The following is a 19,678-nucleotide window of genomic DNA, read 5'->3' as shown; positions in this document are numbered from 1 at the left end:
TTTTTATAACTCATTCATCACTTAGCAAAAAAACGTGTTTATCTATCTTTTAAATCCAATCGGTTTAATAGAAAATTGATATTTATAAAGGCCATTTAACATTCTATAAGTTTTATGTGGATTTGCGCCCCAGCTATTATCGCCGCCTAAACCGCGTTGTCTGTAATCAACATTAACGGCAACAAAATTTTGTGGCACAATATCAGTGGTATGGCGTTGATGTTTTTCCATACCATCGTCAAAATCTGCAATGGAATTATGTTGCACATTAAAATCGATTGTTTTCTCGGCAGTTATTTTTAGTCCTTTTTTTGCTTCGTTCATTAATGAAAACCAACGCGTATCAGTTCGTACACCATTTTCTTGTGGCCTAATGTAAGGGAAATAAAAATCGGCAACTTTAGTTGTATATAACCCAACGTTTGCGGCATTATTTCTATCCCAATAATTTTCAAAAGGTCCTCGTCCGTACCACGTTACATTATCAAATTCTTTCGCAATGGTAAAATTCATGCCAAACCTCGGTAATTCTGGCGTGCTTTGATCCGGATTATCCAATTCCGCGTCAACTAAAATTTCTCCATCCGGCAAGAGTGTGTAAATGATTTTAACTTTAGATTTTACTGTCGGCAACTCGCCAGTAAAAACAATCTCCATTCTTTCTTTACTATTAACTATACTAAATTTAGAATTTGTTAAACTATCTAAAGCAAATTTCCATGATGCAGATTTCTTTGGCATATTACTCCCAAAATCGTTATCGGTAGGTGCGCGCCAAAAGTTTAGCGCTAAAGGCTTTAATAACATTTCTTCTTTATCTATTTGATAAGAATTTAACGTTCCTTTATCGTTATTAAAAACAATTCGAATTTGGCCATTTGTAAAAATGCTTTCATCTTTTAGCCTTTCAATTTTATAATCAACACTGCCATTTACACGTTTTGCATAGTCATTTTCATTTTTCCACAAAAACTGTTCGGTTGCTAAAATATGATTGGCTAGGATTAAGTGGCTTGCTTTAATTTGCCTCACAGTGAAATTGATAAAATATTCGCCACCATATTGCAAGGTTACAGGGAAACTCGGGATTGTAAATTCTGTTTTTTGTTGAGGTTTGGTAGATTTAAATATTTGCTTGCCCGTATGGAAAACGATTCCATCTCTAATAAATTCATAGTTGATTTCATAATTGCTCAAATCCTTAAAGAAAAACTCATTATAAAGTTCGAATTTCAATTCTTTTATATTTAATGGTTTTATGTGAATATCTTGATAAGACTTTTTAACCTCATAAATAGCAGGATGTGGCGTTCTATCTGCACTTAATAATCCATTTGCGCAAAAATTATTATCGTTAACAGTCCCTTTGGGCTCAAAATCGCCACCGTAGCCAAAATATTTTCTACCATCATCAGTAGTTTTCAAAATTCCTTGGTCCATCCAATCCCATATAAAACCGCCTTGCACTTGCTCATTCGCTCTAACAAACTCCCAATCTTCTTTAAAATTACCATCGCTGTTTCCCATAGAATGAGAATATTCACACCAAATAAACGGTCGATCCAAATGTTTGCCCAAATAGGTGTTTTTCAAATTATCAACACTAGCGTACATCCAAGACACAAAGTCGGTGTGCCTTTGCTGAAAATCTTTTCCTTGTCGTTCCGCCCGTTCATAATGTACAGGTCTAAAAGGATCACGCTTTTTAAAATATTCGTAACCAGCAATAAAATTTACGCCATCACCAGCCTCGTTACCCATAGACCAAATCACCACAGAAGGATGATTTTTATCTCGCTCTAACATCCGCTCCATCCTATTTAGGTGCATTTTCATAAACTCAGGCTTATTCGCCAGCGTTTTATCTGTATCATAACCATAACCGTGCGATTCTATATTAGCCTCATCCCATAAATAAATCCCGTATTCATCACAGAGTTTATACCAATACGGATCGTTAGGATAATGACTGGTACGAACGGCATTGATATTAAAAGCTTTCATTAGTTTAATATCTTCGAGCATACTTTCTTTAGAAACTACGTGACCAGTTATTGGGTCATGCTCATGTCTATTAACACCCTTAAGCAAAATAGGCTTACCATTTACTAAAAATTTGCCACCTTTAACTTCAGTAGATCTAAATCCAATTTTAGATTCAATAAATTGTGTCGTTTTACCATTTTCCGTTAAACCAATACTTAAGCGATATAAATTTGGCACCTCTGCCGACCACTGTTTTACTTTACTTAGCAATGTTGCAAATTTTAGTTCAGCGGTACTATCTCCAATTATTTCCTTTTGGGTTGATTGATAAATGAGCTTGTTATGCTCATCATGTATTTGAACATTTACAGCAACATTGGCTTTCTTTCGATCATTTTGCAAAGAAACATTCAAACAGAAATTTCCATCTAAGTAGTTGTTAATTAAGTTCGCATTTACTTCAAAATCTCTAATGTTAGTTTTCGGTACCGCCAACAGATAAACATCTCTTTCTATACCACTTAAGCGAAAAAAATCTTGATCCTCTAAGTAACTTCCATCACTCCAGCGGTAAACTTCTACCGCCATTTCATTACTTCCTGTTTTGATAAATTTACTAATATCAAATTCTGCAGGCGTTTTACTATCTTCACTATAGCCAACTTTTTTGCCATTTATCCAAACATAAAAAGCAGAATTTACAGCACCAAAATGAAGTATTAATTTCCTGTCCTTCCAGTTATCATAAACGTTAAATGTAGTTTTATATGAACCTACAGGATTAAAATCTTTAGGCATATATGGCTGATTTTTTGGAAATGGATATCCCTCACTAACATAAATTGGGTAATCATAACCATACATTTGCCAGTTGCCAGGTACTTTAATGGTTTTCCAATTTTTAACATCAAAATCAGTTTTATAAAAATCTTTTGGTCGTGTATCTGGGTTTTTAGACCAATTAAACTTCCAATTACCATTAAGTAATTTATAATAGATAGATTTTATCGGATCGTTTATTTTCGACAGCGAAGCAGATTCGAAAGGAATAAATGTAGCATGAGGCTTTAAAGTATTTATTTGATAAACTTGTGTATTCTCCCAATCGGGTAATTGTGCTTTTGCTTTTTGAAAAACAAATAAGGATATCACAAAAATATATGGAAGAAATTTCATAGGAATAAAAAATATGAGTTAAATAAATCTATTGAGGAGCATAATTACAACTCAATATTACAAATTATTTTCAGAAATATTTAAATACAAATTAGTATTGCCGAGCTTGTTAAGATTCGAATATATAAGAATGTCAATTTTTATAGACGTTATAGTGAGGTACTTTATTCATCTATCTTCAAAATAAAGACTGATAAATATGCTTCAAACCATATCTTTCATCGAGCATATAAAACGCTTATATCGTTAGCAATATTTAACTTTATAACACAAAAACCACCAATCATAAAAACAGGTGGTTCTTTTTAATCCAAATTTTCCAAAAAAAAAAGGAGTTCTTTCGAACTCCTTTCTAACTAGAATAATAACTTTTATTTTTCTTTCACATCAATCGCTACGCGTCTGTTTTGCGCTCTTCCTTCTGGTGTTTCGTTACTTGCCACCGGATATTGTGAGCCATAACCTTTTGCATCAACAATAGCCATTTTATCTGCACCTAATTTTTCTACTAAAGCAGAAATTACTTCGGCTCTCTGTTGTGATAGAGGCAAATTGATAGCCATATTGCCAGTCGTATCTGTATAGCCACCAAACTTAAATTTCGCATTCGGATAAGCTTTCGATATCGCAACAATGTTGTTTAACTGTCTGTTAGAAACTTCGGTTAAATCTGCACTGTTAAGTTTAAAATGAACGTTTGTAAACTCAAACCAATTGCCCTTTACGGTATCAACCATCTGGTTTTTATCATTTAAAAATTCTACCAATTGTGCTTCGGTACTGTATTTACCCACCCTAAGTTCAGCACCAGTATTTGGCAACTTTATGGTAATGGAATCTCCCTCATCGTAAAAGAAATCGCCATTCTCGCCAACTCTACCAGTAACTACATGCTTCGTAATTACGACAGTAGAATCGCTAGTAACTTTATTGGTTTCCATCGAATTTTTGTTCTTAAAGAAAAACCACCAAATGCCTAAACCGATTAGCAGTAAAAGCAATAACCACAGCCAACTATTTGATGATTTTTTTGGTGCCTCTATCAATTTTTGTTCTTCGTGCGGTATATTTACTACTGGCGGAAGGAAAGCAGGTGCTACAGGAACTACTGGCGCAACTTCCACAACTTCATGCGTTGCTACATTCGCTACCGGAACATCTATAATGCGTCCTGCACCTCCCAAAAAGCCAGCCATGGTTGCTACCGAGAAATCGCCATTATTTAAATGCTTGCCAATAATACCCAGCACAGTTGGTATGGCTACACTAAATAAACCAGAAATACTTGTTGGTTTTATTCCAGCTTCTGAAGCCATTTTATCTACATCTGTTTGATGGGATGGCCCGAAAATATCACTTAGCGCAGATTGGCCCTTACGCATAGAATCCTCATTATGATCAGCCTGCAATAAATGTTCTATCGGATTTAATACACCTTCGCTCGCATGGGATTTTGCTAAATCCAAAATTTGTGTAGCGCCATCAGCTGTACTGGCTTTATCAGTAATCCAACCCATTACTGCCGGCAGAATTAAATTAATGGCTTTTGAAACTCCAGATTCGGTTTCATTTAACTGCGTACTTGCTCTATTAATTACTTCATTATTGAAATAACTTTTCGCTTGTTCTAAAACGTTTAATGACATAGTTTTAAGGTTTTATGTTTACAATACGAAAGGCAATTAATAGATAGCCTCCGCATCAAGACAGAAACATAAAACACGCACAAAATGTTTTAATTACTTAATAATGACAGAATTAATTTTATTGATAATGTTTTAATCGTTGTTTTTATTTCTATCTACAAAGTTTCTACCTCTAATAATCATCTTTTTCCTTTGTCTTTTCAGCGATAAATTCACACCCGCTTCTTGATTATCTTGGTGATATTGACGATACGCATGCAGCACATCTTTGTAAGTAATAATACCCACAATACTACCCGTTCCATCGGCACTTGTAACGGGTAAAAATTCTTGCTCGGTTGCCGACATTAAATCTACCGCTTTAGCTAATGGATCGTTCTCCCTTAAAATTGGAAGTTTCTTAGCTAAAAGATCTTCCAAAGCTGGCACTTTTTTAGGGTTTTTATTACCTTTTCCGAGTACCTGCGCAACTGTTAAACTTCTTAATATATCTGGCTCGTAACTATCAGGCGTGTAAATTCCACGTCTTGCAATCTTTTCGGTCATGATGGTGTTTTCCATAAAAAAGAACGAAACCAAATAAGAAGCCGTACATGCACCGAGTAGAGGAAGCAAGGCATTAGACTGCATTGTTGCTTCTAGCGCAAAAGTAATACTGGTTAAATATGCTCTGGATGCGCCTGCAAACATTGATGACATGCCAATAAGTGCCGCCATAGGAATGCTAATTTTTAAACTCGGAAAAAGCAATGTTAATCCGATACCGATAATTGCACCCGCAGCACCACCAATGGTTAGCAATGGCGCTAAAGTACCGCCCGAAGTTCCGCTTCCGAGCGCGATAGACCATGATATAAATTTGAATAAGCAAAGGCTAATTAATAAGGTTAATGAAATTTTGCCCGAAAGGATACTGATAATATTATCGTAACCTACACCTAAGGTATGTGGCGCAAAATAGCCCACCAAACCTACTGCTAAGCCACCAATAGCTGGCCACCACATCCAATGGATTGGTAATTCTTCGAACATATCCTCTATCCAATACACAATTTTTGTAAGGCCTAAGGATAGGAAACCGATTACTAAACCAATGGCACTGTAAATTGCTAAAGCGAAGTTAGTGGGGATTTCTAAGTTGGGCATAGGGAAAACTGGTCCCGATTCGAATAAAAACTGATGACCCGCAGCGCCCGTAATACAAGCTAAGGCTACTGGCAAAATAGCTTTAGGCGAAAATTCGAAAAGTAAAAGCTCTATCGCCAAAAAAACAGCCGCTATGGGCGTTCCAAAAATGGCCGACATACCTGCCGTAGCTCCGGCAGAGAGAATGATTTTACGTTCGTTTGGCGTAATTTTAAAAAGCTGACCCACGGTAGAACCTAATGCACCACCTGTGGCTATAATTGGCCCTTCGGCACCAAACGGACCACCAGAACCAATCGCAATTGCAGAAGAAATTGGTTTTAGAAATGCAATAGATGGTTTTATCTTACTTTGATTGGTTAAAACCTGCTCCATCGCCTCCGGAATACCATGACCACGAATTGCTTTTGAACCGTAGAGGGCCATAAAACCCACAATTACTCCACCAATAGCTGGAATTAAAATTACAAATAAACCTAAATTATTATCGGCCGGACTGCGAAAATGCAAATCGAAAGTGCCATAGAAAAATAAATTGGTAACAACGTTAATAAGCTCGACTAAAAATTTAGCGATAAAACTGATTACCACGGCAACGCCAATAGATAATAACGATATTTGTAAAAGACGTTTCTTCGATGGTTTTGAAGTATGCGAACTGCCTTCTGGCGTAGGTAAATCTGCTAAGGCCGGAGAAATTGGTATTCCGGTTTGTTCATTAATATTCATTGTAATAAGCGATTGGTAATTTTTTTGCAAAGGTAAAACTTATAAAGCAACAAATACTTATAAATATTGTTTATTTTATATTTATAAACAAATTCAACTCTATAAACATCAATTTATATTGTTTATTTAATATAAAAATAGTTTTTTACTGCATGATTTTAAGCTTATAAAATTTTGATGCATCTTTGAAGCATGAAAGAATGCAGTAAGCTTTGCAATGTTGAAAGTTGTTTTTTATGCCAGCGAGTTCTGCCTGAGTGGTTGCCCGCAATTACTGCCCACAAAAAAAATTACGAAATTAAAAAAGGTGCTCAAATATTTAGTGAAGGCAATAAAGTTGAGGGAATTTATTTCGTTTTTAGTGGCAGCTTTAAAGTACACAAAAGGTGGGATAAGGATAAAGAATTAATTACCAGATTCGCCAAAGCGGGCGACATTGTTGGGCACATGGGTTTAGGCCAAGAAGCGCTGTATCCTGTTACGGCAACCGCGCTAGAAACCTCCATAGTTTGTTTTTTAGAAATGGGCTTTTTTGAAAGCACCCTGAAAGTAAATGTTGGCTTAACTTATGATTTAATGAGATTCTTCGCCAACGAATTACAGGAATCTCAACGCAACATGCGCAACCTTGCACACATGTCTGTAAAAGCACGCATTGCCCAAGCTTTTCTATCGTTACAAACTCAATTAGGTGCCGATGATGATGGGAACGTAAAAGTAGAATTAAGCCGTCAAGATATTTCTTCTTTTGCGGGCACTACCTACGAAACGCTGTTTAAAGTGCTAAATGATTTCACCAAAAACAGCCTTGTATTAATCACCGGCAGGAAAATTAAAATATTAGATGTAATTGGCCTGCAAGCAATAATTGCGAACGATAACGCATAACTAAATACTTTAAACAGCTCGTTCAGCGCCCCAAAATGAATTATTAAATATTGCCTTAATTTCGTCGCACAGTAAAAATCTATTCTTAATACGGATTACTTATCCTTGTAAAAACATTCGCTAAACAAAAACCCTCCAACATCCAAAAATATATGGCCGTGATATTAGTATCTTTATAGCCCTTTGTTTGTTGCGAATAACAATAAATAAGGGTAAATTCTTCAATAAAATATGAGTAAAAAATTTAAAGTTGGCAGTTTATATGCAGGTGTTGGCGGTGTATGCCAAGGTTTTATCAATGCAGGAATGGAGTTAGCGTGGGCCAATGAAATTGATAAATTTGCATGTGTTACCTACCGGAATAATTTTAACCATACATTATATGAAAATGATATTTTCGAACTTGAACCAAATAAACTCTCCCCTATCGATATTCTAACGGGAGGTTTCCCTTGTCAGCCATTTTCTATTGCAGGTTACAGAAAAGGATTTGAAGATAAAAGAGGCAATCATTTTTTTAGGATAATTCAATACGCAAAGGTTTTAAAACCTAAAGCAATGCTTTTGGAGAATGTAAAAAACTTAATGTCGCACGATAAAGGAAACACCTTTAAAGTAATTATAGAAACTTTAGAGGCAATGAATTATTCCGTTTTTACATCGGTTTTAAATTCTAAAGCTTTTGGTAACATCCCACAAAACAGAGAACGTATTTATATTGTAGCTTTTTTAAAAGATGAAAACCATATAGATATTTACGGCCAATACTTCAAATTTCCTGAACCCATAAAACTTAATGTTAAAATTGAAGATTTAATTGAGGATATTGAAGTTGCACCGCGTTATTACTATGGGAAGGATAAAGCTATTTATAACGAATTGGCGCAACACATAACCTCAACCGAAACTGTTTACCAATGGCGCAGGCATTATGTTAGAGAAAATAAACAAAATGTTTGCCCTACCTTAACGGCAAATATGGGCACAGGCGGACATAATGTGCCTTTAATTTTAACTAAAAGTGGCATTAGAAAATTGATGCCACAAGAGTGTTTTAGTTTTCAGGGTTTCCCCGAAGCCTTTGTTTTGCCAGATATATCTCAGGCCCAATTGTACAAACAAGCAGGTAATTCGGTAACGGTGCCAGTAATTAAACGCATTGCCGAGAATATTAAAAATGCGCTATTACAGATTGGCGTTAAAGATTAGTTTATATTGATTGGGTTCAGGTTTAACCTGTAATCCGCAAAGCGGGATGTAAAATTTAAACTCAGATTGAACTTTTTAATTCGGTCACCAAATCGGAGAGAGGATGTAGATCGCCACTTTGTACGTAATAATTGGCTGCATCCATTTCTGTTTTACCGTTAAGCAAAGCTTTTTGTGGTAAAATAAATTCTCCGTTAATGATTGAAACTAGATCTTCGTGCGCAATAAAACCCGCGATATCTATTAACCAACTTTGGCCATTTATGATTAATCGCTTAAGCTCAATTTTATCAACTTCATCCTTTAGGAAAATATCTTTATGGTCACGAAGCATTTGCTTTCCATCAGGCTTTATTCTACAAAAAATAAAATAATCGTACTGCGAATTTCCGCCCTCCAAATTAGGAATGTAAGCACCGTTCTTACTCCAGTCTTTTTGCTCCAACAGCATTAAATTAGAAAAGTGCGCTGCAGATTTTACACTTATCTTTTTGCTTCCGCAGATAAAATCAAAATCATCCCACAAACCGGCACCCATTATTCGCAAATCGGGTTTATTAACATCAATTTTATTGTCAGTCAATTTTCTATAAACACCAAATTCTGCTAGTTTGCCCTGAAAAGCATTAATAAAAAGTTCTGCTTTTTGCCGTTGGTGTTGTCCTCCGGTACGATGATCTCGATGATGCCCCTCGGCACCAAAAGTCATGTTAAAAGCAAACTCAAAAGCATGATCGACATATCCGTTCAAACTTAAATCCGCTACAAATTCTTTGCGCTTAGTAATGTTAAATATGTTCGGGTGAATAAATTGAAGCTTATTAAACATAATTGTGTTTTTAAATCTTAGCACAAATAGGCTGCATTCATATCGGTTTTGAAATGAAAAAATACACCTATAATCTAAGTTAAGAATTTCAATGTTTCAATTAAAAAAGATCGTTGCGCTTCATTAATTAACTGCTGTGCTTCTTCAAAAGCAAACCAACCTGCTCTATCTATTTCGGGGAAAGATTTACGCTGACCCGATTTTGGTGGCCATTCAATTTCAAAAGTATTACTTTTAACTTCGTTTTGATCAAAATCGCCCTCAACAGCCCAACACAAAACTATTTTTCCACCTTTTTGCTTAATAGGCATTAAGGCAGTAAATTCTCCAGAAACTTCGTAACCCGTTTCTTCTTTAAATTCTCTTTTCGCAGCCGTTAAAGGATCTTCATTATCCATAAGTTCGCCTTTAGGAACTGTCCACCAACCTTCATTTTTTTATGTAAAAAACGGCCCACCCGGATGCACCAGAAAAAACTCTGGCACTTCGTTTTTCAATCGGTACAATAAAATTCCAGCGCTTTGTTTCATTAATAGATAATATTTACCGGTTATTAAACAATTTTATTTTATTGAAGTTATACTATTTATGGCACACAAACCATATTATATTGATGAAGAGATAATTAAAGTGCCTCGATTTGAGGAAAGCGCTGGCTTTTACACCACTAAGCAGCGTAGCGCCAACATGGGAAAAATTAAAGGGAAAAATAGTATTCCGGAGTTGCTGTTACGAAAAGCATTATGGGCAAAAAATATTAGATATAGAATACATAAAAAGAACCTACCGGGATGCCCTGATTTGGTGATTAACAAATACCGGCTAGCCATTTTTGTGGATGGAGATTTTTGGCATGGCTACAATTGGGCGCAGAAACGCGATGCTATAAAAAGCAATGCATTATTTTGGATTCCGAAAATTGAACGCAATATGCAAAAAGACCGACACGCGAATGCCAGTTTAATTAAAATGGGTTATACGGTAATGCGTTTTTGGGAACATGAGGTAAAACACAATTTAAGTACGTGTGTAAACCAAATTCTATTATACGTAGAGGCTTGCAAAGAAAATAAAATCCCTACCATAGAATAGATAACCTACAGATTTTTTACCTCAAAATTTCAAAAAAAATTAAAATGGTAAATTTCAACTATCTTTGTAAAAATAAAATTTAGAATGGCCGTATTACATAGAAAAGAAGAAAAAATTCAGGCAGTGCTTGGCAGACTGTCAAAAAAATATACTCAAGAGCAGTTTGTAGAAATGTTTATAAAACTCTACTCTAAAGATTGGGGAAAGATTAAATCTGCTTATATTAAACAATCTCAAGATAAATTACCTGGTGCAATTATTAATATGCCGAAACCAGAAATTTATTTAAAGCAAGTTTTGTCAAACTATTTACAACAAGTACAAGAAATTAAACCTGAGCCTAAGCCAGAGCTAATTCCGGTTGAAGTAGTTGAAGTAAAAAAACCAAAAACGACTGCGAAGAAAGCAACGGACGCACCTGCCGAAGCAGTTAAGACTAAAAAAGTAACCGCAAAAAAAACTGAGAAAACAGATGATGTTGTTGCGGAACCTAAAAAAGTTAAAGCCCCTGCTAAAAAGAAGGTAGAAGCAACAGATGCCACGGTTGACAAACCTGTTAAAGCTAAGGCCGTTCCTAAAAAGAAAGAAGAAGCAATTGAAGATAAACCAAAAACTGTAAGAAAAACTGCTGTTAAAAAATAATTTCTACTGTTGATATAATATTTCTGGTTTACAGCGTTTAAATATACGAGAGCGTTAATTTAGATTACGGGGATAGGTCGGTATGATTTATCCCCGTTCCTTTTTTAAGGAAATAATTTCTGCCACGGAAACGGGAACACAGGGAGTATTGAAGTTTAATAAAACCGATTTTTTAATAAAAAGCTGCATTTAATTTACCAAATGCATAACGGCAGTTTCAAATCCAACAAAAAATATATTTTTTTTCCGTTTAATACAATAATCCAAAAATATATCGTTTATATAATCGAGAGCGTTAATTTAGATTGCGGGGATAGGTCGGTATGATTTATCCCCGTTCCTTTTTTAAGGAAATAATTTCTGCCACAGAAACATACGGAAAATTGAAGTTTAATAAAACTGATTTTTAATAAAAAGCGGCGTTTAATTCATCAAACGCATCACGGCAGTTTCAAATCCAATAATAAAATATATTTTTTTTCAGCTTAATACAATAATCCAAAAATATATCGTTTATATAACCGAGAGCGTTAATTTAGATTACGGGGATAGGTCGGTATGATTTATCCCCGTTCTTTTTTTACATCCATTACCGAACGTTAAATTCGCCTTCAAATACTAATTTAGCTGGACCGCAAAGAAATACGTTCGAAAATTTCTCGTCATTGTAATCAAACTCAATTTTTAGATCTCCGCCCAATACTTTAATATCGGTTTTTACATGTCCGCTTTGTTTTTTATGCTTAGCAACCGCCATGGCAACTGCGGTAACACCTGTTCCACAGGCATAAGTTTCATCTTCCACCCCACGTTCGTAAGTTCGAACGAAAAGGTGATCTCGTTGCTCTTCTACAAAGTTTACATTTATACCTTCTTTACTATATGTTTCGTTATACCTTATCTTTTTTCCTTCGGCAAACACATCAAAGTTTTTTAAGTTATCTTTAAATGCTACATAATGAGGCGAACCAGTATTTAAAACGAAGGCATCATTATCTAGCTTCACATCATCCACATTAATCATTTGCAAATCTACCCATTCTCCATTTTCAGAAATTCTGGCAAAATGTGGCCCATCAACTGCCAAAAAGTTAGTTTCCTTATCTATTATTCTTAAATGTTTTGCAAAAGCCACAATACATCTTCCGCCGTTGCCACACATGCTGCCTAATTTACCATCTGCATTAAAATAATGCATTTCAAAATCAAATTTATTATGTGAAGTTATATACATTAAACCATCTGCACCAATACCAAATCTACGATCGCACAAATTCGCAATCAGCTTATTATCAACAGTATTTAATCCATCTTTGGTATGATCTATCAAAATAAAGTCGTTACCTGCACCTTGATATTTAAAAAAATTAATTTTCATGAAATGTTCATTTTTAAGTTTAATATTTGGACGGTGAAACGGCATAAAGCTAATGTTACTTCAATTTAACATATTTTAACATCGAATCTCGCATATCAATACACAAATATCGTTTATATGGTATTAAATTTGAGTGTATTAGCGTAATAAATTTTAAGCAGTCGAAAATTATTAAGCGTTCTGTTTAAAAAGGTAGCATTGCAATAAATCCTTCACTTAAAACCATATTAAGCAAATGAAAAAGATACTAGGAATTACATTTTTGGCAGCACTTATTGGAGGCGCAGCCGCAATTGGAGGTTACAAAATCTTCGAAAACAATCAAACAGGTTCAACTATTTCAGAGAAGCAACAGCTTTATTTTGCCAATAACCCATTAAAAGTATCCTCAACGGGCGAAGTGAATTTTGTACAAGCAGCAGCAGCGGTATCTCCTGGTGTTGTGCACATAAAAACAACCTACGCTGCACCTAGCAGAGGTGATAATAATTCTCAAATGGATATATTTAGAGATTTTTTTGGCGGTGGCGGTAGAAGCATGCCGAGTGCCCCGAGAGCAGCATCTGGTTCGGGCGTAATTATTAGTGCCGATGGCTATATCATTACCAATAATCACGTAGTAGAAAATGCGGAGAAAGTTGAAGTAGTTTTAACAGATAGGCGCAAAGTTCAGGCTACAGTTGTAGGTCGCGACCCAAATACAGATTTGGCCTTAATAAAAGTTAACGCTACGGGTTTACCGGTTGTAAAAATGGGTAATTCAGATCAAGTACAAGTAGGCGAATGGGTGTTGGCTATCGGTTTCCCGTTAGATTTACAAACAACTGTAACGGCTGGTATTGTGAGCGCAAAGGCGAGAAGCATCGGTATTATTGGCCGAGAGCAACAAGGTGATCAAATTACAGAAGAAGAATACCAAGAATACCAACGCACGGGAAAAAGACCAAAACAAGCTGCCAATACAAGTATAGAGGCCTTTATACAGACTGATGCAGCTATTAATCCTGGCAACAGTGGAGGTGCACTTGTAAATGCTAATGGAGAATTAATCGGCATTAACTCTGCAATTGCTTCTCAGAGTGGTTACAATCAAGGTTATGGATTTGCTATTCCAATTAATTTAGCAAGAAAAGTAGTTGATGATATTATGAAATATGGCTCAGTTAAACGAGGATATATTGGGGTGAGTTTTGTGCCGTTAAGCGCAGATAACTCGAAAGAAATTAAAACTACAGAAATAACTGGTTTATATGTAAACGATGTTGTTGCAGGTGGCGGTGCCGCTGCTGCAGGTTTAAAAGCAGGCGATGTAATTAAAAAAGTTGACGGTGTAACCATTTATGATTCGCCAGATTTACAAGAAAAAATTGGCAGGTTAAACCCAGGTGATAAGGTTAAACTAACTATTTTACGTAATGGAGAACTTAAAGATTATTCGGTTACGCTAAAAGGTGAAGCGAGCGTTGGCATTGTAGCAAACAATACGACTAAAGGAGCAACCATCGAAAAATTAGGTGCTACCATCGCCCCAGTAACTCCGGCACAGAAATCTAAATATGGCTTGAGTAATGGAGTTGTAGTAACAGGCATAACAGAAGGCAAAGCATTCGATAATTACGGCATTCCGAAAGGTTTAATTATTACAAAAGTTAACGGAATTAGTGTAAGTAGCGTAGCTGATGTGGAGAAAGCTTTACCTCAAACGAGAAATAATATGATTAGTATTTCTGGTTTAGACGGGGGGGGGACTTTTAATTACAACTTCCCTGATAAATAAAATTTCAGCATAAAATCAAGCCCTTTGCCATTGCAAAGGGCTTTTTTTATGGCCTTTGAGGATTGAAATATTTGCGGAAATTGACTATTTCTTATTGCCTGAAAAAAAATAATTAAAAAATAAAAAATAAAAAATTGATTTATAGGGAATTAGCATTACCTTTGTAGAAATAAAATTATAATACAATGCAACAAGGAACAGTAAAATTTTTTAATGAAACTAAAGGTTTCGGATTTATTACACCAGCAAATGGCGATGCCGAAATTTTTGTTCATGCTTCAGGCCTAATCGATAACATTCGTGAGAACGATTCAGTTAGCTACGATGTAGAAGAAGGTAGAAAAGGCTTAAACGCGGTAAATGTTAAAGTAGCTTAAGAAAACTAAAACACATAGATCGTAAAAAGTCCTGATGAAAATCAGGACTTTTTTTTGTGTCTCACTTTTACGTTAGTTAATTATTCATCCGGCAATATTCTAAAATAATCATTTATAAAAGGCTTTAACCCTTTAGAAATGTTATCCGTAAAGAAATTTATCAATAATCCTTGAGGTTTCTCCAGTAATTTCATATAGGTTAAGAGTTGTGCTTTGTGAATAGGCAGGATTGTTTCTACCGTTTTGAGTTCTAATATTATACAGTCATCTACCATTAGATCTACTCTCAAATTAGTATCAAATATTAACTCATCGTAAACAACAGGCACGATAAACTGTTGAGAAACCCTATATCCATTTTTTTCGAGTTCGTATTTGAGACATTGTTCGTAAACACTTTCGAGCAAACCGGGACCAATTTCCTTATGAACCTTAATTGCCAATCCAACTATCTCATAAGACAATTGAGTTATTTCTTTTTTCGTCATCACAAATTTTTAAATTAAAGTATTAATAAATTATCAATCGGGATGTGAGCAAGATTTACTATGCTAAAGCTATGAAAATTAAGTTGATTGTGTACTCCAAAATAATATTCATAATGCCTTAATGTTTGTTCAACGCAGAATATTTAAAATTTTGAACCATTAAGAAGTTAAGAAAATTAAGAAATCCACAAAAAAACTTAATCTTCCTTAATGCCTTAATGTTTGTTCAACGCAGAATATTTGAAGTTTTGAACAATTAAGAACTTGACAACAAAACTTAATGTTTCTTAATGCCTTAATGTTTGTTTAACGCAGAATATTTGAAGTTTTGAACCATTAAGAAGTTAAGGCAATTAAGAAATCCACAAAAAAACTTAATCTTCCTTAATGCCTTAATGATTGTCCAACACAGAATATTTAAAATTTTGAACCATTAAGAAGTTAAGAAAATTAAGAAATCCTCAACAAAACTTAATCTTCCTTAATGCCTTGATGTTTGTTCAACGCAGAATATTTGAAGTTTTGAACCATTGAGAAGTTAAGAAAATGAAGAAATCCTCAACAAAACTTAATGTTCCTTAATGCCTTAATGTTTGTTCAACGCAGAATATTTAAAATTTTGAACCATTGAGAAGTTAAGAAAATTAAGAAATCCTCAACAAAACTTAATGTTCCTTAATGCCTTAATGTTTGTTTAACGCAGAATATTTAAAATTTTGAACCATTGAGAAGTTAAGAAAATTAAGAAATCCTCAACAAAACTTAATCTTCCTTAATGCCTTAATGTTTGTTCAACGCAGAATATTTAAAGTTTTGAACCATTAAGAAGTTAAGAAAATTAAGAAATCCTCAACAAAACTTAATGTTCCTTAATGCCTTAATGTTTGTTCAACGCAGAATATTTAAAGTTTTGAACCATTAAGAAGTTAAGGCAATTAAGAAATCCTCAACAAAACTTAATCTTCCTTAATGCCTTGATGTTTGTTCAACGCAGAATATTTAAAGTTTTGAACCATTGAGAAGTTAAGGCAATTAAGAAATCCTCAACAAAACTTAATGTTCCTTAATGCCTTAATGTTTGTTCAACGCAGAATATTTGAAGTTTTGAACCATTAAGAAGTTAAGAAAATTAAGAAATCCTCAACAAAACTTAATGTTCCTTAATGCCTTAATGTTTGTTCAACGCAGAATATTTGAAGTTTTGAACCATTAAGAAGTTAAGAAAATTAAGAAATCCTCAACAAAACTTAATCTTCCTTAATGCCTTGATGTTTGTTCAACGCAGAATATTTAAAGTTTTGAACCATTGAGAAGTTAAGGCAATTAAGAAATCCTCAACAAAACTTAATCTTCCTTAATGCCTTGATGTTTGTTCAACGCAGAATATTTAAAGTTTTGAACCATTGAGAAGTTAAGGCAATTAAGAAATCCTCAACAAAACTTAATGTTCCTTAATGCCTTAATGTTTGTTTTAAAACCAAAAAAATGACTTCAATCACTTAGAATGTTTCTAAATAAAATATTAACCCCCCTTTTGTCATAAAGCTTTGTAAATTATAACTCATAATTAGATACTTTTGTAAGAAATTTAGATATAAATCCTAATCAAATGAGTGGTTTCGGAAATGCTTTTTCCTCTTCAATAGGAAAAAAATTCATTATGGGTATTACAGGTTTGTTCCTGATACTTTTTTTAATTGTACACTGTGGCATTAATGCGTTAATCTTTTTTAACGACGGTGGATTGACTTTTAACGTCGGCGCCCATTTTATGGCCTCCAATTGGCTTATTAGAGCTGGCGAAATTGTTTTGTTTATTGGTTTGCTTGCGCATATTTTCCAAGCATTAAGATTAACATTGCAAAACAGAAAAGCTAGACCGATAAGTTACACCGTAACAGATGGTAACGCAAATAGTAAATGGTATAGCCGCTCCATGGGCTTATTGGGTACTTTACTATTAATATTTTTAGTGGTTCACCTTAAAGATTTTTGGGTAGTATCTCGTTTCACGGGCATTCCATCCACTGATGCACAAGGACACGAAGATTTATATGCAGTTATGAGAGAGAAATTTCAAGATCCAGTTAGGGTTGGCATTTATCTTTTAGGGATAATTTCATTATGTTATCACTTACTCCATGGGTTTGCGTCTGCTTTCCAAACATTGGGATGGAATCATTCAAAATATAATGGTATAATCAAAGGAGCGGGTATTTGGTATTCAATTATCATTTCTATTTTATTCGCTGCAATGCCAATCGCATTTCACTTTGGTTTAATTCAATAATTTTTAGCACAAAAGATATGTCAGATATTAATTCGAATATTCCAGAAGGTGAATTAACCAACAAATGGACAAAATTTAAGTCTTCTGTGCCTTTGGTTAATCCATCAAACAAGAGAACTTTAGAAGTTATTGTTGTAGGCTCGGGTTTAGCAGGTGCTTCGGCGGCCGCAACTTTAGCCGAAATGGGTTACAAAGTAAAATGTTTTTGTTTCCAAGATTCTCCACGTAGAGCGCACTCAATTGCAGCACAAGGTGGTATTAATGCAGCAAAAAATTATCAAAATGATGGTGATAGTACTTATCGCCTTTTCTACGATACTGTAAAAGGTGGCGATTATAGATCTCGCGAAGCAAACGTTTATCGCTTGGCTGAGGTAAGTGCAAATATTATCGATCAATGTGTTGCTCAAGGTGTTCCTTTAGCACGCGAATATGGCGGTTTGTTAGATAACCGTTCTTTTGGTGGTGTACAAGTACAACGTACTTTCTACGCAGCCGGACAAACTGGTCAGCAACTTTTATTAGGCGCCTATTCTGCTTTAGAACGCCAAATTGGAATGGGTAAAGTAGAAATGTACACCCGCCACGAAATGTTGGAGATTGTTAAAATCGACGGCAAAGCGCGTGGTATTATTGCACGTAACTTAATCACTGGCGAAATAGAGCGTCATTTCGGTCATGCTGTAGTTTTAGGAACCGGCGGATATGGAAACGTATTTTACCTTTCTACTAACGCAATGGGCAGTAATGTAACCGCAGCTTGGAAAGCACACAAATCTGGTGCTTATTTTGCAAATCCTTGCTACACTCAAATTCACCCGACTTGTATTCCAGTTTCTGGCGATCATCAATCTAAATTAACCTTAATGTCTGAGTCGTTACGTAACGATGGAAGAATTTGGGTGCCAATGAAGAAAGGTGATGAGCGCAGACCTCAAGATATTCCTGAAGAGGAAAGAGATTATTATTTAGAACGCCGTTACCCTGCTTTTGGTAACTTGGTGCCACGTGATGTGGCTTCTCGTGCTGCTAAAGAGCGTTGCGATGCAGGTTATGGTGTAGGATCTTCTAAACTAGCCGTTTATTTAGATTTCAAAGCCAATGCCATCCGTTACGGAAAAATAGAAGCTTCGAAAGCGGGTAATCATCACCCTGATGAAGCCACTTGTTTACGTTTAGGTTTAGAAGTAATTAAAGCTAAATACGGAAACCTTTTTGATATGTACGCGCAAATTACTGGTGAAAACCCGTACGAAACGCCAATGCGCATCTATCCGGCGGTACATTATACCATGGGCGGTTTGTGGGTTGATTATAACTTAATGACCAACGTGCAAGGATTATATTGCACGGGTGAAGCTAACTTTTCTGATCATGGCGCCAACCGTTTAGGTGCATCTGCTTTAATGCAGGGCTTAGCCGATGGTTATTTCGTTCTTCCATACACAATTGGTGCTTATTTATCGAAAGAAATTTCAGTAAAAGCGATTCCAACAGATCATCCTGCGTTTGCAGAAGCTGAAGAAAGAGCCGTTGGAATTTTAAATAAATTAATTGATGTTAAGGGCACAAAATCGGTAGATCATTTTCACAAACGTTTAGGCCACATTATGTGGGAAAAATGTGGCATGGCACGTAACGCTGAAGGTTTAAATGAAGCAATTAGAGATATTAGAGCTTTAAGAGCTGATTTTTGGGCAAATGTTCGCGTACCAGGCACAACTACTGAATTAAATACGGAATTAGAAAAAGCAGGTCGCGTGGCCGATTTTATCGAACTTGGTGAGTTAATGTGTATTGATGCATTAGACCGTAACGAAAGTTGTGGTGGTCACTTCCGAGAAGAATACCAAACACCAGAAGGTGAAGCATTACGTGATGATGCAAACTACCAATATGTTGCAGCTTGGGAATTTAAAGAGGGCGTAAATTTTGAGTTGCATAAAGAAGCTTTGAATTACGAAAATATTAAAGTAGCACAAAGAAGTTATAAATAGATATTAGATGTGAGATATGAGATATGAG

At 35.2% G+C, this 19,678-nt stretch carries 14 protein-coding genes and 1 pseudogene; 8 read left to right on the top strand and 7 right to left on the bottom strand.

Annotated features, from left to right (window positions below; genetic code table 11):
• Nucleotides 1-42: 42 nt before the first annotated feature.
• The 3 genes from EZJ43_RS13665 to EZJ43_RS13655 form a co-directional block, all read right to left on the bottom strand.
• Nucleotides 43-3,162 (bottom strand): glycoside hydrolase family 2 TIM barrel-domain containing protein, encoded by a 3,120-nt coding sequence (locus tag EZJ43_RS13665; RefSeq protein ID WP_133263279.1) that lies wholly within the window; start codon nt 3,160-3,162, stop codon nt 43-45.
• 371 nt (nt 3,163-3,533) lie between these two features.
• Entirely contained in the window at nt 3,534-4,808 is a 1,275-nt protein-coding gene (locus EZJ43_RS13660; protein WP_133263278.1) for an OmpA family protein, read from the bottom strand.
• 132 nt (nt 4,809-4,940) lie between these two features.
• Nucleotides 4,941-6,683, bottom strand: coding sequence for a chloride channel protein (locus EZJ43_RS13655; protein WP_133263277.1), 1,743 nt, complete (start codon nt 6,681-6,683; stop codon nt 4,941-4,943).
• A gap of 192 nt (nt 6,684-6,875) precedes the next feature.
• Between EZJ43_RS13655 and EZJ43_RS13650 the strand changes: the two genes are divergently transcribed.
• Together EZJ43_RS13650 and dcm are read left to right on the top strand one after the other, a co-directional pair.
• On the top strand, nt 6,876-7,571 hold the full coding sequence (locus EZJ43_RS13650; protein WP_133263276.1) for a Crp/Fnr family transcriptional regulator: 696 nt from the start codon (nt 6,876-6,878) through the stop codon (nt 7,569-7,571).
• A gap of 231 nt (nt 7,572-7,802) precedes the next feature.
• On the top strand, nt 7,803-8,780 hold the full coding sequence (gene dcm, locus EZJ43_RS13645; RefSeq protein ID WP_133263275.1) for a DNA (cytosine-5-)-methyltransferase: 978 nt from the start codon (nt 7,803-7,805) through the stop codon (nt 8,778-8,780).
• 61 nt (nt 8,781-8,841) lie between these two features.
• Here dcm and EZJ43_RS13640 read toward each other — a convergent pair whose 3' ends face one another.
• Together EZJ43_RS13640 and EZJ43_RS13635 are read right to left on the bottom strand one after the other, a co-directional pair.
• The gene (locus tag EZJ43_RS13640; RefSeq protein ID WP_133263274.1) at nt 8,842-9,609 is read right to left on the bottom strand and encodes a hypothetical protein; all 768 of its coding nucleotides are present in this window, start codon (nt 9,607-9,609) and stop codon (nt 8,842-8,844) included.
• 74 nt (nt 9,610-9,683) lie between these two features.
• Nucleotides 9,684-10,028: pseudogene (locus EZJ43_RS13635) on the bottom strand (NUDIX domain-containing protein); the annotation flags it as partial.
• A 169-nt stretch (nt 10,029-10,197) separates the two neighbouring features.
• Between EZJ43_RS13635 and EZJ43_RS13630 the strand changes: the two are divergent.
• Together EZJ43_RS13630 and EZJ43_RS17380 are read left to right on the top strand one after the other, a co-directional pair.
• Nucleotides 10,198-10,701, top strand: coding sequence for a very short patch repair endonuclease (locus tag EZJ43_RS13630; protein WP_133263273.1), 504 nt, complete (start codon nt 10,198-10,200; stop codon nt 10,699-10,701).
• Between the two features lie 84 nt (nt 10,702-10,785).
• Complete coding sequence (locus tag EZJ43_RS17380; RefSeq protein ID WP_207924630.1) at nt 10,786-11,343, top strand: hypothetical protein; 558 nt, start codon at nt 10,786-10,788, stop codon at nt 11,341-11,343.
• Nucleotides 11,344-11,932: 589 nt separating this feature from the next.
• Here EZJ43_RS17380 and dapF read toward each other — a convergent pair.
• On the bottom strand, nt 11,933-12,721 hold the full coding sequence (gene dapF / locus EZJ43_RS13620) for a diaminopimelate epimerase (RefSeq protein WP_133263272.1): 789 nt from the start codon (nt 12,719-12,721) through the stop codon (nt 11,933-11,935).
• Nucleotides 12,722-12,956: 235 nt separating this feature from the next.
• Between dapF and EZJ43_RS13615 the strand changes: the two genes are divergently transcribed.
• Nucleotides 12,957-14,498 (top strand): trypsin-like peptidase domain-containing protein, encoded by a 1,542-nt coding sequence (locus EZJ43_RS13615; protein ID WP_207924629.1) that lies wholly within the window; start codon nt 12,957-12,959, stop codon nt 14,496-14,498.
• A gap of 185 nt (nt 14,499-14,683) precedes the next feature.
• Nucleotides 14,684-14,875: a cold-shock protein gene (locus EZJ43_RS13610; RefSeq protein WP_133263270.1), complete on the top strand. Its 192-nt coding sequence runs from the start codon at nt 14,684-14,686 to the stop codon at nt 14,873-14,875.
• A gap of 80 nt (nt 14,876-14,955) precedes the next feature.
• Here EZJ43_RS13610 and EZJ43_RS13605 read toward each other — a convergent pair whose 3' ends face one another.
• Nucleotides 14,956-15,363, bottom strand: a complete 408-nt coding sequence (locus EZJ43_RS13605) for a GxxExxY protein (RefSeq protein WP_133263349.1) — start codon at nt 15,361-15,363, stop codon at nt 14,956-14,958.
• Nucleotides 15,364-16,972: 1,609 nt separating this feature from the next.
• Here EZJ43_RS13605 and EZJ43_RS13600 point away from each other — a divergent pair.
• The gene (locus tag EZJ43_RS13600; protein WP_133263269.1) at nt 16,973-17,653 is read left to right on the top strand and encodes a succinate dehydrogenase cytochrome b subunit; all 681 of its coding nucleotides are present in this window, start codon (nt 16,973-16,975) and stop codon (nt 17,651-17,653) included.
• 17 nt (nt 17,654-17,670) lie between these two features.
• Nucleotides 17,671-19,650, top strand: coding sequence for a fumarate reductase/succinate dehydrogenase flavoprotein subunit (locus tag EZJ43_RS13595; RefSeq protein ID WP_133263268.1), 1,980 nt, complete (start codon nt 17,671-17,673; stop codon nt 19,648-19,650).
• Nucleotides 19,651-19,678 lie beyond the last annotated feature (28 nt).

Origin of the sequence: Pedobacter changchengzhani (assembly GCF_004354365.1) — a bacterium.
In the GTDB taxonomy this organism is placed as follows: Bacteria; Bacteroidota; Bacteroidia; order Sphingobacteriales; family Sphingobacteriaceae; genus Pedobacter; species Pedobacter changchengzhani.
Note: the sequence above shows the minus strand (reverse complement) of the source record. Positions and strands in the feature narration are given on the sequence as shown.

What these genes read in the sequence shown, in the direction of transcription:
- EZJ43_RS13665 (WP_133263279.1), bottom strand. Translation starts at nt 3,162, where the DNA reads ATGAAATTTCTTCCATATATTTTTGTGATATCCTTATTTGTTTTTCAA.
- EZJ43_RS13660 (WP_133263278.1), bottom strand. Translation starts at nt 4,808, where the DNA reads ATGTCATTAAACGTTTTAGAACAAGCGAAAAGTTATTTCAATAATGAA.
- EZJ43_RS13655 (WP_133263277.1), bottom strand. Translation starts at nt 6,683, where the DNA reads ATGAATATTAATGAACAAACCGGAATACCAATTTCTCCGGCCTTAGCA.
- EZJ43_RS13650 (WP_133263276.1), top strand. Translation starts at nt 6,876, where the DNA reads ATGAAAGAATGCAGTAAGCTTTGCAATGTTGAAAGTTGTTTTTTATGC.
- dcm (WP_133263275.1), top strand. Translation starts at nt 7,803, where the DNA reads ATGAGTAAAAAATTTAAAGTTGGCAGTTTATATGCAGGTGTTGGCGGT.
- EZJ43_RS13640 (WP_133263274.1), bottom strand. Translation starts at nt 9,609, where the DNA reads ATGTTTAATAAGCTTCAATTTATTCACCCGAACATATTTAACATTACT.
- EZJ43_RS13630 (WP_133263273.1), top strand. Translation starts at nt 10,198, where the DNA reads ATGGCACACAAACCATATTATATTGATGAAGAGATAATTAAAGTGCCT.
- EZJ43_RS17380 (WP_207924630.1), top strand. Translation starts at nt 10,786, where the DNA reads ATGGCCGTATTACATAGAAAAGAAGAAAAAATTCAGGCAGTGCTTGGC.
- dapF (WP_133263272.1), bottom strand. Translation starts at nt 12,721, where the DNA reads ATGAAAATTAATTTTTTTAAATATCAAGGTGCAGGTAACGACTTTATT.
- EZJ43_RS13615 (WP_207924629.1), top strand. Translation starts at nt 12,957, where the DNA reads ATGAAAAAGATACTAGGAATTACATTTTTGGCAGCACTTATTGGAGGC.
- EZJ43_RS13610 (WP_133263270.1), top strand. Translation starts at nt 14,684, where the DNA reads ATGCAACAAGGAACAGTAAAATTTTTTAATGAAACTAAAGGTTTCGGA.
- EZJ43_RS13605 (WP_133263349.1), bottom strand. Translation starts at nt 15,363, where the DNA reads ATGACGAAAAAAGAAATAACTCAATTGTCTTATGAGATAGTTGGATTG.
- EZJ43_RS13600 (WP_133263269.1), top strand. Translation starts at nt 16,973, where the DNA reads ATGAGTGGTTTCGGAAATGCTTTTTCCTCTTCAATAGGAAAAAAATTC.
- EZJ43_RS13595 (WP_133263268.1), top strand. Translation starts at nt 17,671, where the DNA reads ATGTCAGATATTAATTCGAATATTCCAGAAGGTGAATTAACCAACAAA.